The organism is Pseudacidovorax sp. (assembly GCF_017991995.1).
Taxonomy (GTDB): Bacteria; Pseudomonadota; Gammaproteobacteria; order Burkholderiales; family Burkholderiaceae_C; genus Xenophilus.
The window spans coordinates 1-15,209 of record NZ_JAGOPN010000008.1; the positions used below are offsets into that span (position 1 = coordinate 1).

Genomic DNA, 15,209 nt, shown 5'->3' on the forward strand with positions numbered 1-15,209 from the left:
CATGTCCATGGTGATCACTCCTCTTCCTCTGCTGCACAAAAAAGCAGCAGAGTAGGTTGCTCACCTGGCTCAGTTTTAGGTCGGCAGACCCTTCAAAAGTGGCTCAGATTTCGGTCGGCGCCAACACCCGAGGCCAACGATGTGAATGTCGTCCCGCAGGAACACGTCGAGCCACGAGTAGATGGTGCCCGGAACATGGTCGAAAGCCATGTTCCCCATCTTGAAGGGAGAGCCGTTCTTGGACTCACGGTCGGCGGTGGCATAGGTGCGCAGCTTCTGCAGGTAGCCGCTGTACTGGTCATAGCCCAGTGTGATGGTGTTGGGCGCTTCGACTTCGCCGTGGATGTGCCAGACGAACTTGTCGCCGACGGCACGCCGCCGGAAGACGCTGTACTTGCTCTCGCGCATCAGATGGCTGCGCGGGTAGACCTGTCTCGTTGCCTTCTCGAAGCCGTAGTCATAGTTCGTCGTGATGACATGCCTGACGGCAGAGTCCATCACGCGGCGATGGAAGTCGTTGAACTGCAATCCGCCAACGAGTCGCGCGATCTGGCGTTTCATGGCGTGCTCGTCCACGCTCTTGTCGTTCGACAGGCGGGTCAGCAGGATTTCCTCGTAGACCAGCGCGAACGGCTTGTGCTTCATGTGTTCGAGAGCCGGAAGGGAGAGCGTCTGCGGCGTGAGCGCATTGAGCACATGCTCCCAGGACGCGTCATGGTTCGTGACGCGGTTGATGCCATTGCCGATCACCAAGGACGTTGCCATCGGCTTTCCTCGTTCTGAAATCCAATGGGAGGCGGGATCTCTGACGGCTCGCCCTTGTCGTTGGTCCGCATCTCTTTGCACCCCTCGCGTTCATGTTTCTCTGATCCCAACTCAGTCTCACCTGCGCATTTCAGTCCGTCAATCCACGGCATGACAGCGGGCCGCGTGGTCATGAAGACACGGAGCGGTGTTTTCATGCAAGGCCACCGGAGGTGCAGCTACGGCTCCGACTACAGGCGCGTTCACTCGTGAGACGGATAGAGCCCGGTCGGCACGTGCAGCCAACGGTGGTGGCGCGCCGTGCCAATGCAGGCCCTCCCTTGAAACCGGAGGAGGTCAGAATTTCAGGTCCCGCTTCTCGTGCCGATGTCTACTCACGTCAAAGCGTGTGCTATTCACCTTTACCCAGTCCACATGGTGGACCTCGACCGCACCGGTATCGACGCGCAGAGCAACGCTACGAGTGTCGCTATCTGCCCTGTGGTTCAAGTAAGGCCTGGGATCGAAGATCATCAGGTCGCCGTCTTCCGGCGGTGCAGGTTTCTTCGCTTTTGGCACGGTCTCACTGACACCGTAGTCGATCTCCCAGCCATCTTCAGTGCCGTAGCCCGTATGGGCCTCGATAAGGGCACCCTCCGGGAACTGCATCGCTTCCAAACGTGCGGCCTTGTGGAAGAGCACGACATTCCGTCCCGTCTTCGCCTGCGCCGAACCAAAGATGATCCCATCCAGCCGTGGCTCGTTCTCGGTCGCCAGGAAGTCCGCAACCGCCTGCGTCGCCAGGTAGTCGAAGGCCTCATCGTCCGGCATGACAGAGCGCGTCATGCGCTCACCGAGGGTCCGCAGGAACGCGACCCGTTCGAGCCGACCTCTGAGGCTGGGGTCGAAGATGCTGCCACCGTCTTTGACACCATCAAGCGCGGTGAGGTCCAGAAGACGCAGGGGCCGGATGATGTTGAATCTCGCGACTGCGACCTTGCTTCCGACGGGCGGACGCACCTCGGCGAGGGCGACCGCGGCGCTGGTCGCTCCATAGAACACGGAGATTCCGCGCGCATTCATCCGGCCCGCGCTCGCGAGCCGGGCCGGGGGCGAACCCAGATGCAAGTCCGGGCGGCAAAGCGCTTCTTCGAGCCTCTCGCTTGATTGAAAGACGCGGGCGCGATAAAGATGGGTTAGCTTGCGGTTCGGCCCTGCATCGACAACGAGCGGACGACGCGGTTTGGTCTTGAGCGTATCGATCTGCCCAAAGACCCGCACGAGAAGCTCTGTAGCGGAGCGGCTGAAGAAGCGCGCCTCGGTCTTGAGAGACTGCTCGAAGCTGTGCCACTCCTCGTGCCAGGCCTGAGCGCTGGCCCCCTTTTCTTCGTAGTACGTTTCCCCGGAGAACTCGGTCTCCTCGCCCATCGCTGCTGAGTCGAAGTCGCCGTGACGGTTGTCGAGAATCTCCAGAACATCTGCGGCGGCGTCGCTCGGGATCGAAGCGGCCTCCTCGATGGCGTCGAGCACCGGCTGGCCATCGCGCTCCCACTCGTAGCTTGACTCACGGTCGGCCATGGCCCGCTCTTGCCAGGAGTCGGGATAGTTCGCCGTGCGCACGTAGTGGTCGGCGAACGCCGTCTCGATGTGATCCGCAAGCTCGGTGATGGGTATGCACGCCAGTGTCTGGCCGCAGTACGAGCAGTCTCCCGACTGGCCGTCGTTCTCGATCTGCTGCGCGAGGTAAGCCTCCCCGACGCAATCGTGGCAGATGCGTTTGTGGTCGTCGTCCTCGCTCATACCTTTCAACTGGTTCTCCTTCCGCGACAGCCCATATGAGCATCGCCGCCATTCACATTCAAGGGTGGGCGATGCGTGGGCTGCCGACCGCTGATCGCAAGCGCGAGCCCAAAGCCCGGCATGCAGTCGACACCCCTGCCTTCATGACTTGACATTGTCAGGCATATAGACAATTATATCTGACATTGGAGGTGCCGATGAGCGATGGTCCTTACCGAAGCTTGCCCATGTCGCGCGGATGGAAGCGACTGGCTGAGTTCGCGGAAAACGTGAACTTCGACCGTGCCGACACGAGCGCGGCGGCGAGCCACGCTCTAAAGACGACGTGGACCAACGAGGTCCCCGCCATCGTAGTGAAGGGCCTTCGCGACGTGTTTCTAGAGAAGGAACCGGGGCTCTTCGCCGATTCGCGCCTCGCGCGCGTCGAGGCTGTGGTCGCCGACACGGCGGGTTATGGGCTCGGTCGCCTGCTGACCGCTCATGCGTCATCGGTCCTTGCCGAGGGACTCACTGGCGAGGTGGGCCTCACGGAGGCGACGAAGCGCGCGCTCGAGTCCTATGCGGCGCGCTCCGTGCGCCAGATCGAGGAGCACTACTGCCGCAAGGCCTCCGCACGGCTGACGGCGCAAGTCCGTACCCGTATTTCGGATGCCATGGGCAGTGCTGACATGACGGGGCTTGCCCGGCAGTGTGCGGGCCTGGAGCCGCGCGCGCGACGAGGTAGCAGCATCCGCAAGCATGCCGACGTGGACGAAGGAGTGCCGCTGCCATGAAACATGACGATGACAAGACTGTGGCCCCGGCTCTGCGTGTCGATGTTGTGGAGACCGGCGAGCGCCCCCGGCGCGGACGCACGCCCTGCGAGATCGGCGGTGACCTGAAATTCTCGACGGAGCATCTGGAGAGCTACTGTCTGGCCCGATGGGAGCCCATCATATTCGACGCGCTGGTCGTCGCTGCGGCCGTGGAGTTCTGCGATCGCTTGCAGCGACGCAAGACGCAGCACTGGGGCCGTGCTTTCGAGATTTGCATTCCGGTTCACCATCCAGATCGCTGGAACGCCGTGCCTGTCATTACCAGCTTGAAGGACGTGCTTGAATTTCTTACGGGTGATCGTTGGGACCTGTCCTTCGTGGCGCGCAAGGCTCCCGCCCACAAGCCGCACCAGTTTCCCTTTGACCTGTCGAGCGACGCAAAGGCTGTGATCCCCTTTAGCGAAGGGCTCGACTCGCGCGCTGTTGCCAGCCTGATGCATCGCGAGATAGGTGACGGCTTGATTCGCGTCCGCCTCGGTACCAAAGACTTCCTGCCGGGCACTAGCGCATCGAATGTGAAGCAGCCATTCACCTCGATCCCCTACCGCGTGAAGCCGAAGACCGGCGCGTTCAAAGAATCGAGCGCGCGCTCTCGGGGCTTCAAGTTCTCGCTCGTGAGTGGCATCGCCGCCTACCTGGTCAAGGCCCACCGGATCATCGTGACGGAGAGCGGTCAGGGTGCGCTCGGGCCTGTGCTTGCGGCTGTTGGTCAGGGCTACGAGGACTACCGCAGCTACCCGCCCTTCATGGACCGCATGGAGGTCTTCCTCCAGGCGCTCTTCCATCACCGCGTGCAGTTCGAGTTCCCGCGACTCTGGTACACGAAGGGCGAAACGCTGGCCGAATTCGTGCGTGCATGTGCAGACGGTGGATCGTGGAGCACGACCTGGTCATGCTGGCAGCAAAACCGGCAATCCTCCGTTGACGGACACAAGCGCCAGTGCGGCATCTGTGCGGCCTGCATGCTCAGACGCTTGAGCGTCCATGCGGCAGGCCTGAGTGAAGAGCCGCAGACGTATGTGTGGGAGAGCCTCTCGGCACCGACGTTCGAAGAGGGTGCGGCGTCTGGCTTTGCTCACACCACGAAGGCCCTGCGCGAATACGCCATCGCGGGCACGCTTCATCTTGACCATCTGGCGACGCTACAGAAGTCGCCGATGAACAAGGGAATGATCGACCTGACCGTTTCTCAGCTCAGCCGCTCCCGTGCGCTTCCCGAATACACGGTCCGCGCATCGCTGAACCGCTTATTGAATCAACATGAAAGTGAATGGATGAATTTTCTGGATAGCCTGGGGCCGCAGGCCTTCGTGATGAACTGGGTGGGGCGGCCATGACCGAATCACCCTTGAGCGCGATGCCACCGGCCGAAGTGGGGGAGCGCCTGCGCCTCGCCCGTGAAGCCGCACATCTAACGCAGAAGCAAGCCGCCGACGCCATATCCGTTGCGCGCACGACGCTGGTTGCCGTCGAGCAAGGTCAGCGCCGTGTGCGCATCGACGAGCTGCAGCAACTCGCGAAGGCGTATGGCGTGTCCGTCAATGCCATCCTGCGTCGTGAGGCGGTGCATGTCGATCTGGTGCCGCGCTTTCGGAAGCTCTTCGATACCAAAGACTTTGCCGCCGCCGCGGCGACCGAGCTGCTCGCCAACTTGGCACGCGCCGAAGTGGAGCTGGAGAACGTGCTGGGTGTGAAGCGCGCCCGCAACTATCCGCCGGAGAGGCCAATCCTGCCCGGTGACGTGCGGGTGCAGGCAGAGCAGGACGCGCTGGAACTGCGGCAACGCCTCGGCCTCGGCTTTGCGCCCATCGCGGACATCGTCACGCTGCTGGAAATGGAGCTTGGCATACGGGTGTATGTACGGCGCTTTGAAGGATCAGTCTCGGGCGTCTTCGTCTACGACGAGACGCTCGGCGCATGCATCCTCCTCAACGCCAATCATCCGCGCGAGCGCCGCAACCAGACGGGCGGGCACGAGCTGGGGCATTTCATCTCGGTGCGGCATGAGCCTGAGGTCTTGCACGCGGATGAGCCGGAAAACTCGCGCGAAGAGCGCTACGCCAACGCTTTTGGCCGCTCCTTCCTGACGCCTGCTGGCGGGGTGCGCCAGAAGTTTCAGGAGGTCACGGCTGGATCGACGCATCTGACGCGCCGCCACATCATCGTGCTGGCGCATTTCTTCGGCGTCTCACGCGAAGCCATGGTCCGACGGCTGGAAGAGCTGGGCCTGACCCGCAAGGGCACGTGGGACTGGTTCGCGGCAAACGGCGGTATCACTGATGAGCAGGCGCAACAGGTCCTTGGTGATCTGCGAACGGAAGATCAGCACAAGGCAGAGGCGAACAAGCCTACGACCCTGCGGCTCAATCTGCTGGCCGCAGAAGCCTACAGACGCGCACTCTTGAGTGAAGGTCAGCTTGCGCGGCTTCTCCATCTTGATCGCATCGAGCTTCGCGAAATGCTGCAAGACATCGAGTTGCAGGAGGATGAGGCCGATGGCGCTCCCACCCTCCTTATCTGACAAACCTGCATTGCTGATCGCGGATACAAGTGTCGTGATCAATCTCAACGCGACGGGCTGCGCCGAGACGCTGCTTCGGGCGCTGCCTCATCGCGTAGCGGTAGTTGATGTCGTTGTCGATGAGATCAAAGGCGGTCTTCGCAAAGGCCGCCAGGACGCAGCCCGGCTCGCGCAGCTCATCGACGCCGGGTTGATTGAGGTCGTGACGCTCGGGCCGCAGGGCCTGCTTCACTTCGAAAGCCTGGTGATCGGCGCGTCCGGCGGCACCCTTGACGACGGTGAAGCCGCCACGATCGCCTTTGCCGTTGAGAACAGTGCCCGCGCGCTCGTTGAAGAGCGCAAGGCGCGCCGTCTGGCCGCTGACCAGTATGCCTCTGTGCCGCTCGGCTGCACCGTCGATCTCCTCAAGCATGCGCATGTCGAACGCGCGCTCGGTAGCGCAGGCATTGCTGATGCGCTCCACAATGCGCTCACGCATGCCCGCATGCGGGTGCTGCCGCATCACATTGCATGGGTGGTCGGCATCATCGGGGATGAACGTGTGGCCGCTTGCCCGTGCTTGCCGGAAGTTGTCCGCAAACAGGCGCTGGCGCGCCTCTGATAAATCGTCATTCCAATGTCGCCCGCAAGCCGGAGAGGTGGCGGGCGACGGTTGTGCGGGTCAGTATTCCTCGGGCAACAAGATCGTTGTCACCGACCGGTCGGCTTCGGTGATGACCCAGAGGCAGTTGTCGCCGAAGCCTGCGCAAGGCTTCCCGGGGTCGATGGCGTAGGCCGATAGGATGCGATCACCCGCCTCGACCGCGCGCCGGTTCATTTCGGCGTCTTCGGGATCAGCACCCCCAGTCGCCGTGGATGTGGCGTGTCAGAAGGCCCAGCAGTTCGAACGTGCTGTTCGTGGCGTTGAGCGCGCCGGGGGTGGCGACCACTTGCCCAAGGGGAAAGAGAGGGGCGCTCATCGCGCCACCTCCGCACCTTCTGTGCTCTCGATCGCCTTGGGGGGCATCAGGACGATGCGTCCGTTGGCAGGCAGCGCGTTCAGCTCGATGCTGAAGCCTTCGCTGTGATTGTGGGGCCAGACCGATCCGATGCGGGTCCAGAAGGCATCTTTGCCCTCGCCGGTTACAGCGTAAGCGATGAAGGCGGGTTTCTTGGTGGTTGTCATCGTCGTTCTCCTTTCATTGAGCGTTGCGACGTGACGAGACAAGGCACGGGATCAAGCAGAAGCGGTCATGGGTCGCCCGGAGCTGCACAAGCCACAAAGGAACGATGGGGCGCGGAAGCGAGGACGAGCGCAGCCTCGCCCTTGACCGGGCTGCGCCCGTGCCAGGCTCTCAGGCATAAAGCAATTGCTCAAGAAGGAAAGGAAACAAGAACGACGACAACCCAACCCGCGTCGCGTTCTCGAAGGGCAGGGCGTCAGGACTTGCGCAGATAGTCCCGGTAATGAGCCGCAAGATCACTGCGAGACATCACCGCGCCGCTGTCGCTGATGTTCACGAGCTTCGCGTCATAGAGCGCATGGATGTCTTTGCGCAGGAGGAGACCATCGCCACCGCTGTTGTGGCCGAGCCGCCAGTCGCGTCCCTGCCGGTGTGCCGCGTCAAGCGCCTCGGGAATGGTGCAGCCGGTGACGACACAAGCGCCCTTGTGCTCCAGGAACACGCGTCGCCGGAATGCGGCCTGCTCGGGCCTTACAGCGACCTTGGCAAAGCGCGCGGCACGTGCTTGTAGCGTCTCGTCAGGTGCGCGGCTGCCGGGGGAGGGCTGCGCGTCCTTGCTACGCTTTTCGCTCTCGACGGGCGTCGCACCATGTGGCGGCCAGAACGCATAACAGTCCTGGCGCTCTTCGGCATCGTCGCGACGGAACTCATTGACGAAGCCTACGGAACATCGGCCCGTCGTCTCATGGACGATGAGCGACGTGAGAACCGGCTCGCCAGCGTCCACGCATTCGTGGCCGATGCGATCCATCGCATGTCGGTGCTCCAGTGAGCGCAGCCCAAAGGGGGCGCGGGCCTCTGCATAAGTGACGGTCGCGCGACGCCTGGCTACGTCGATGAGCCACTGACGCATGGCGGGCAGCTTCGCAATGTAGGAAGCAGTGCTGTTCTTGAAAGTCTTGCTGGGGGCGCGTGCCATCGGGAAAGCACCCTCACCGGGTATCAAACGATGGCTGATGGCATGTTTCTTCAGCTTCAGGACCGGCACGGCCTCGCCCAGTTCGGCCCAGACGGAGCCGTCGGGCTGCGCCACGAGCGAAACGATGGCGCGGACGTTCTCGTTGTCGTAGGACTGAATCTTCCGCGGCTGCGCTTTGGTGTCCTTCGCCTTCGCGACAACGGCATACCCCGCGAGCCCACCCGACCAGAGGGTGCGCAGATGATCCACGCGCTCGCCAAAGCCTGCAGGCGAGCGCTCTTGCGACCGCCACCCCAGAACGCGGATAAATCGCCCGTCCTCAGCGAGGTCGTCTTCCCATGTGGTCAGCAACACGCCAAGATCGGAGTGTGCGCCCCACGACCATCGTGTGTTGCGCAAGGGAAAACCAAGACGGGCCAGGAAGGCGCTGATCGGTTCCACGATGAGCCTATCGCGCTACGAGGCGAGCGGCCTTCGGGTCGTAGACGTACCGGGTGATCGAGCCATCCTTGATGCGCTCGACAGCCTCGTCGATCACGAACAACGGCACGAGGAACCACTCCCGCGGGATGACGGGGTTGCCAAAGCGATCGTTGATCGTGATATCCAAACGGGCTGCGGCGAAGACCCTGTGGAAGACGTTCTCCATCTTCGTGCGATTGATGCCCGCCAGCTTGTACGTGGCAATGACCTCGACCTTGGCAAGAAGGTATGTCGCGTCGCGCTCAGCATCAGCGATGCGTGTTTCCACCTTGCCACCCGTGACGCCGATCTTGTGGATGAGATCGCGGTGCTGCGCGACGTAGGGGTGATCCGACAGCGAGCGCAGAACGTAGACGGTGCCGCTTTCAACGTCATCCGCTTCCAACTCGCCACCGAAAGACAACTGCCCCGTGTCCGGGGACGTGAGTCTCCTCGCTGCAGGATCGTTGTAGAACGCGCGTTGAAGAGACCGCAGAAGCAAATTGCTCTCTGTGCCGTTTGCGAAGATCAGGCGCAAACGACGATCCACCTCTCCGGCGGTCGTCTTGAGCGGCTCGCCGACCTCGGCAACGTACAGCGTGATGCCGTCGAGGACGAAGAAGTCCCCCGCGTCAATCGAGCGGCTTCCCGCCGAGATGAGCTGAGCCTGACGCAGGCCGGTTTTGACCTCAGCTTCAATGTGCTCGAACAGCGGCCTAAACGTCTCGAAGTCTTCGCATGGCTTGCGATCAGCGATCTCCTCGGCGGCACGCTTGTCCGCGCTCGTGCGGACGTGGCGCAGGACCGTGATGTCGTTCGCACCTGTAACGCCCTCCAGTTCAGCGGCCAGGTCATCTACGCTGTAAGTCGGGGTTGGCTCGGCGGCCACCACTGCAGCTCCGAGCAAGCCTTGGTGATCGAGGGGTGTGAGCAGCGTACGGCAATCCGGGAGCGCGCGCAGGCGATCCAGGCGTACGGCATAGAGCCGCTCGAAGATGTCTCGATCCTCATCGTGTTGCGGCGCGCGGCCATGCTGCGCAAAGAACCGCTGGATTTCCTCGAAGCCTGCGATCACGCGCTCTTCATGGGGAGGGCGTCCACCCTTTTTCTCAGGCGCGGAGAACTCGGAAAGCTCGGAGGCCAGTTCGTCGAGGTCTGGATCACTCATAGCGACCCTCCGCCTTGTATCGCATGAAGGCGGACGCGCCCTCAGCCATTTTTCGTTCCCATGCGTCCTGCGCGTCGAGCGCAGGGATGCGCCCGCGTTCCTTCTTAAATTGGACGGCGCGGACAGCCAGATCCTTCGCCTCTTCGGGCGTCAGGGTCGTGCGCTTCGCAGAGATCGCTGCCGCGACCTGCTTCAGGCTCTCCTCGCTCATTGTCTTGGCAAGGATCGCGTAAGCCTCCCCGAAAGGATTGATCCGGTCGATCAGGTCGATGTCCAGCTCGCGGACATCCATCGCGAACTTCCGGACACCGTCGATGAGCGCGGTGTTGGCGGTGGGCTCCGTGTTGTCGTCGCCCGTCATGATCTGCTTGGCCTGCTGCGTCAGATTCAAGGCCGCGATGGCGTGCTGACGGACGGTCTCCTGATCCTCGGCATCAAGCTCGGGGTATCTGTCCTTGATGATCTTGCCAAGGCGAACCTGCGTAAGCTCCTCCGGCACAAGGTCTTCATCGAACAAGCCGCGCTCGATAGCGGTCTTGTCCTGAATGAAGCTCGCGATCACCTCGTTCAGGTCTTCCTGACAGATGCGCGTGGCCTCCTTGCTCTTCGGCTCGGCAAGCCCCTTGATCTCGATCTGCACCTGGCCGGTCTCGTGATTGACGCCGACATTTGACCTGTTCGGGTCGTAGCCGTTTTCGCCATAGTCGAAACCTGGCGTGGGACCGTTGTCCGGGTTCTTGGGGCGGAACTCGAAGCGCGGCGCGAGCACCTGCTCCATCAGCAGGCTCGCCGCGATGGCTTTGAGCGTGTCGTTGACGGCCTCGGTGACCGCGTCCTCAGAGGCATCAGGTTCTGCGATCAGGTTTGTAAATCGCGCGCGGGTCTTGCCGGGCGCATCGCGGGTGGCGCGTCCGATGATTTGCACGATCTCGGTCAGGCTGGCGCGATAGCCGACCGTGAGCGCGTGTTCGCACCATATCCAGTCAAAGCCCTCCTTAGCCATGCCGAGCGCGATGATGATGTCTACATGATCGCGGTTGTTCTTCTGCGCCGGGTCTTTGAGTGCTGCCGACACGCGGTCGCGTTTGCCCGCGTCGTCATCGACAAGATCGGCGATCCGTAGGACGCAGCCATCCGGGAGCTTGACGAGCTGGAAGCCGGTCGCTGGATCAATACCTTGCCACTGGCCGAGCGCTTCAATGATGTGCTCAACCTCCCGCATCTTGTCTTTCGTGCTTTCGCGCGAATTGACGTTCGGTATGTGGACGATGGTCTTCTCGGCTGGATCGAGGACATTGAGGATGTCATCGACATACGGGCCACTGTAGAAGAAGTAGCCGATGTCGAGCTGCTTCAGGTACTCGTAGCCGTTGAGCTGCTCGTAGTAGGTGTAAGTAACAGTATCGAATTTGGCCTCATCCGATGGCGCCAGCACGGCTTCGGCGTCGCCCCGGAAGTAAGAGCCGGTCATCGCGACGATGTGAGTCTTTCCGCGCGCGATGAACTCTCCCAAATGAAGGCCGAGCTTGTTGTCGGGGTTCGCGGACACGTGATGGAACTCATCGACGGCGATCAGCCGGTCGTCGAAGGCTTCGATACCGTAGGCATCGACCGCGAATCGGAAGGTGGCGTGCGTACAGACGAGCACCTTGTCCGGCCCTTCGAGGAATACGCCAACGGACTTGACCTTGCCGCCGTTGTCGTTGCCAGGCGCATTGCACAGGTTCCACTTAGGTTCAACGCGCCAGTCGGTCCAGAAGCCAAACTTCGAGAGCGGCTCATCATTGAAGCTCGCTCCGATGGATTTTTCAGGCACGACGATGATCGCCTGTTTGATCCCCTGGTTCTTGAGCTTGTCGAGCGCTACAAACATGAGCGCCCGGCTCTTGCCAGACGCTGGGGGCGATTTGATTAGCAGGTACTGCTCACCGCGCTTCTCGTATGCGCGCTCTTGCATCGGGCGCATGCCAAGAGCATTGGCCTTCGTGGACACGCCGCTCTGGGCGTAGGACACGGAAACGGAGGGGACGGATTTGCTTTTGTCGTTCATGCGTTCGCGCCTGCCTTGCGCTTCTTCGCCTTGGCCGGTGCGGCCTCGGCGGTCATCTTGGTGTAGAGGTCGAACAACTTCTCCAGTCGTTCGGTATCGTTCTTGAACCGGCGACCGATATAGATACGCTCCAGCACTTCGTCGTTTCGCTCATGAGCCGCCCGCAAGTCGTCCGGCATTTCATCCGGGTCGTACAGGTCGGCGATGGTTGCCGGGAAGTGGTGCTCACGCGCCAGAAGGATGTCCTCGGCGCAGCGCGTGAGGTCGGCCTTATTCTTGTCTGTCAGCGCGGGAACCGGGAACGTGTTCCATCCGAGCGTGTTTGAATAAGACAGGCGCTGCTCGAGTCGTCCGCAAACCGTGCTGATCCACACCCAATGGAGTCTGGACGTAATGAGGCTGATGCTCCAGATGGGCGCGTCATAAAGCGCAAAATTTCTGTCGCCGATTATCGTTCCGCCATCGACAACTCCAGCCGGGAGGAACTCCCTTGTCTCGGAACTTACCCGGGGCACGACTATGGTTTGTTCGTTGCCAGTTTGGCGCACCTCTCCAAAGCGATAAGGAACAGTGGCGAGTTCCCTCGTTGTCTTCCGATTGGAAGCCATCCGTTGCGCCTGTACGGCCTTGAAACGGTCGGAGAGCCAAGGATTCAGACTAGCAGCCTCGTAGTCGTCATCCCTCACCCAGATGCAAAGCCGTCTATCGCCCTGTATGAACTCCCTAGAACCAACGAAGTTTCGAATGAACATGGGAGGAACTCCGGCCGCAACGGCCGCACTTGCCTCATCCACAGTCAGGAGAAGATATCCCCCTTCGTTGGGCATGTTGCCGAAGCTCATTTCCGGAAGCGCGCAAACTGGGCGCGGTTCTGGGCCAACAATTACGCCTTGGCCAGGTACTAAGTAGGCATTGATGTGGTCTACGGACTTGACCGAACCGCTGCCATTGGGATTCTCGAAATAAAGCGGGCGCAAGTGAGGCGGGTGATTTGACACGCCGACAATGACAACCGTAACACCTGCGTTATGGGTTGCTAGATTGGCCCACTTAAAGGACGTATGCGCAAAGGAAATTTGATGGCCGGTAGAGAATACAAGGGACCAAAGGTTCGCTACCTGGCGACCCTGACAGATAGAGTTGGTCGCAACGAATGCTGCCACGGCGGTCGTCTTCGTGCCGTAGTCCGCTGCCTTCATGAACCACCCAGCGACGTAGTCGAGAGACTTCCAGTTGTTGGTGCGACCCTCGAAGATCGACTGAAGGTCGCCCTTCTGCTCAGCGCTTTGCCATTGACTGCCCTTGTACGGTGGATTACCGCAAAGGTAGGTCTCGCCGCCTTCATTCTGAAAATCGATCTCTGCCTGATCGAGCGGTGTGTTGAATAGATCGTCGCCCCTCACCTTCACGCTGGTTCCAGTCGGTGGACATGCGCTCAGCCAATCAATTCTCAGCGCATTGCCGCAAATGATCCAGTTTTCGTTGCGCAGCGGCAAGAACTCGGCCAGGGCCAACTTCTGCCCGCGATAGAGCACGTCGCACTGGTACTCAGCGATGACCAGAGCGAGGCGCGCAATCTCCGCCGGGAAGTCGCGAAGCTCGATTCCGCGAAAATTGGTGAGCGGCAGCTCAGAACGGTGATCTGATTCACCACGCCGCTTGTTGATCTCGGCTTCGATGGCGCGCATTTCCTTGTAGGCGATAACAAGGAAGTTTCCCGAGCCGCACGCCGGGTCGAAAACCCTGATCTTCGACATGCGCTTGCGCAGGTTGAGCAAGGTACGGGCGTTGTCGCCTGCTTCTTCAAGCTTCGCGCGCAGGTCATCCAGGAACAGCGGATTGAGCACTTTCAAGATGTTGGGCACGCTCGTGTAATGCATGCCAAGCTCGCCGCGCTCCTCATCCTCGGCAACGGCCTGGATCATCGACCCGAAGATGTCCGGGTTGATCTTGGTCCAGTCCAGTCCACCGACGTGCAGCAAGTAAGACCGCGCAATGCGGCTGAAACGCGGTACCTCCAGGTTCCCCGAGAACAACTGGCCGTTGACGTACGGAAAGTCTGTCGCCCAGCGGGCGATGCCTTCGGCGGCCCGGTCTTCCGCCTTGGTGTTCATCGCGCGGAACAGTTCGGAGATCACCTCATGGGTGTTCACCGAGTCCTTCGCGCTCATTTGCGCGATGGTCTCAGTGAAGCGGCCCTTACCGATGAAGATATCGGTGTCTTCGGCGAAGAAGCAGAAGATGAGACGCGCCATGAAGTGGTTCATGTCGTGGCGACGCTCGGCCTTGCCCCAGTCGGGATTGTCCTTCAGCAACTCCACATACAGCCGGTTGAGGCGGCTGGTCGCCCGGATGTCAAAGGCGTTCTCGCTGATCTGCCGAACCGTGCTTATGCCCGCAAGCGGAAGAAAGAAGCCAAAGTGGTCCGGAAAGTCCTTGAAGGCACAGGCGACGGTTCCGCCGCCGGTCAGGTCCTCGGCTTCGAAGTCGGCCCCGTCCGTTGCGAGAATGAACTTGGCCTTGGCCCTCGACGTGGCCGGACTGACTCTCAGGGCTGAGAGTGTCTGCGTGACCTGGCCGGTCTGGCAGACCGCAATGTGGATGTTGCTGGTCTGAAGGACGCCGCCAAGATCGGATTTGTTTGTGGCACCGCTACGCAGACGCTGAATGGTCGTAGCCTTGTTTCCAAAGGCCTCCAGAAAGGCATAGGGAAAGCTTGCCGCGTCAAATGGCTGCTCAGCGAGATCAGTAATGGCCTGCTCGATTTCGACGGCGTTCAATTGCACGCCCCTTTGTCATCCGAGGATGCGGCGATCACTTGCCCGATCGATCTGCGGCGGTTTGCCGCCTTCGTTGTTGTCATCAAACTATCCTCTATGCGGTCTGCGCCTGCTTGCCAGCCTTCGGGCCGTGAACATCCGGCCCTTTGGGCAACGACCTGATCGCGCGCCCCGCCTCGACCTCAGCAAGCTGTAGGTCGTAGCGGGCCTGCAAGCCCATCCAGAACTCCGGCTCGGTGCCGAACCAATGGGCGAGCCGTAGGGCCGAGTCGCCGGTGATTCCGCGCTTGCCGTTGACGATCTGTGTGATCCGGTTCGCCGGAACAGAAAGCTGCCGCGCCAGTTCCGTCGGCAAGATGCCAACGGCCTCAAGCCGTGCGGCGAGGACCTCGCCGGGATGCTGAACTGCGGTTGCCATCTTTCGCCTCATGGTGGGTGAGCTCATGCCCCTCCCTGCGCTGTCAGTGTTGTCAGGTCAGAGTATGCGTCCGGACGATGTACGTCAATCATAAATCGGCCCGAGCTACGCTGCAGCACGGAAGGCATGTTTTCATTCGTGGGTGATGCCTTTCCAAGGTCCTTGGCCTGCGGGCTGCCGCGCAGGCGGCCTTTGGGTCCCGTCATGACAAAACGGGCAGACCGTCGCAAGTGCCAGGCACTTCTCCACGTCGTTGCGACCCCTGCCGGTGCGACGGTTTCCCTTGTTTGTCCTTGGGCGGTCCTGCAA

The 15,209-nt window shown here is 61.3% G+C and carries 13 protein-coding genes; 4 read left to right on the plus strand and 9 right to left on the minus strand.

Annotated features, from left to right (window positions below):
* Positions 1-75: 75 nt before the first annotated feature.
* Entirely contained in the window at positions 76-765 is a 690-nt protein-coding gene (locus KBC94_RS12350) for an SIR2 family protein (protein WP_294370397.1), read from the minus strand.
* A gap of 336 nt (positions 766-1,101) precedes the next feature.
* Positions 1,102-2,544, minus strand: a complete 1,443-nt coding sequence (locus tag KBC94_RS12355) for an RES family NAD+ phosphorylase (RefSeq protein ID WP_294370399.1) — start codon at positions 2,542-2,544, stop codon at positions 1,102-1,104.
* Between the two features lie 197 nt (positions 2,545-2,741).
* Between KBC94_RS12355 and KBC94_RS12360 the strand changes: the two genes are divergently transcribed.
* From KBC94_RS12360 to KBC94_RS12375, 4 genes are read left to right on the plus strand one after another with little or no spacing between them, the layout of a single operon-like run.
* Entirely contained in the window at positions 2,742-3,317 is a 576-nt protein-coding gene (locus KBC94_RS12360) for a hypothetical protein (RefSeq protein WP_294370401.1), read from the plus strand.
* A complete protein-coding gene (locus KBC94_RS12365) occupies positions 3,314-4,696 on the plus strand; it encodes a 7-cyano-7-deazaguanine synthase (RefSeq protein WP_294370402.1) in 1,383 nt (460 codons plus the stop codon). The genes KBC94_RS12360 and KBC94_RS12365 overlap by 4 nt, the downstream gene beginning before the upstream one ends.
* The gene (locus KBC94_RS12370; protein ID WP_294370403.1) at positions 4,693-5,880 is read left to right on the plus strand and encodes an XRE family transcriptional regulator; all 1,188 of its coding nucleotides are present in this window, start codon (positions 4,693-4,695) and stop codon (positions 5,878-5,880) included. Before KBC94_RS12365 ends, KBC94_RS12370 begins: the two co-directional genes overlap by 4 nt.
* 34 nt (positions 5,881-5,914) lie before the next feature.
* Positions 5,915-6,481: a hypothetical protein gene (locus tag KBC94_RS12375; RefSeq protein WP_294370404.1), complete on the plus strand. Its 567-nt coding sequence runs from the start codon at positions 5,915-5,917 to the stop codon at positions 6,479-6,481.
* Positions 6,482-6,541: 60 nt separating this feature from the next.
* Here KBC94_RS12375 and KBC94_RS12380 read toward each other — a convergent pair whose 3' ends face one another.
* The 7 genes from KBC94_RS12380 to KBC94_RS12410 all read right to left on the minus strand — a co-directional run bounded on the left by KBC94_RS12380 (position 6,542) and on the right by KBC94_RS12410 (position 14,927).
* Positions 6,542-6,697 carry a hypothetical protein gene (locus tag KBC94_RS12380; RefSeq protein ID WP_294370407.1) on the minus strand — a complete coding sequence of 52 codons (156 nt, stop codon included), beginning with the start codon at positions 6,695-6,697 and terminating at the stop codon, positions 6,542-6,544.
* 138 nt (positions 6,698-6,835) lie between these two features.
* Positions 6,836-7,045: a hypothetical protein gene (locus tag KBC94_RS12385; RefSeq protein WP_294370408.1), complete on the minus strand. Its 210-nt coding sequence runs from the start codon at positions 7,043-7,045 to the stop codon at positions 6,836-6,838.
* Positions 7,046-7,299: 254 nt separating this feature from the next.
* The gene (locus KBC94_RS12390; protein ID WP_294370409.1) at positions 7,300-8,463 is read right to left on the minus strand and encodes an HNH endonuclease signature motif containing protein; all 1,164 of its coding nucleotides are present in this window, start codon (positions 8,461-8,463) and stop codon (positions 7,300-7,302) included.
* A 7-nt stretch (positions 8,464-8,470) separates the two neighbouring features.
* Positions 8,471-9,652 (minus strand): GIY-YIG nuclease family protein, encoded by a 1,182-nt coding sequence (locus tag KBC94_RS12395; protein ID WP_294370410.1) that lies wholly within the window; start codon positions 9,650-9,652, stop codon positions 8,471-8,473.
* Positions 9,645-11,702 carry a DEAD/DEAH box helicase gene (locus KBC94_RS12400; RefSeq protein WP_294370411.1) on the minus strand — a complete coding sequence of 686 codons (2,058 nt, stop codon included), beginning with the start codon at positions 11,700-11,702 and terminating at the stop codon, positions 9,645-9,647. The genes KBC94_RS12395 and KBC94_RS12400 overlap by 8 nt, the downstream gene beginning before the upstream one ends.
* Positions 11,699-14,482, minus strand: a complete 2,784-nt coding sequence (locus tag KBC94_RS12405; protein WP_294370762.1) for a DNA methyltransferase — start codon at positions 14,480-14,482, stop codon at positions 11,699-11,701. Before KBC94_RS12405 ends, KBC94_RS12400 begins: the two co-directional genes overlap by 4 nt.
* 94 nt (positions 14,483-14,576) lie before the next feature.
* Positions 14,577-14,927: a HigA family addiction module antitoxin gene (locus KBC94_RS12410; protein ID WP_294370412.1), complete on the minus strand. Its 351-nt coding sequence runs from the start codon at positions 14,925-14,927 to the stop codon at positions 14,577-14,579.
* Positions 14,928-15,209: the final 282 nt, after the last annotated feature.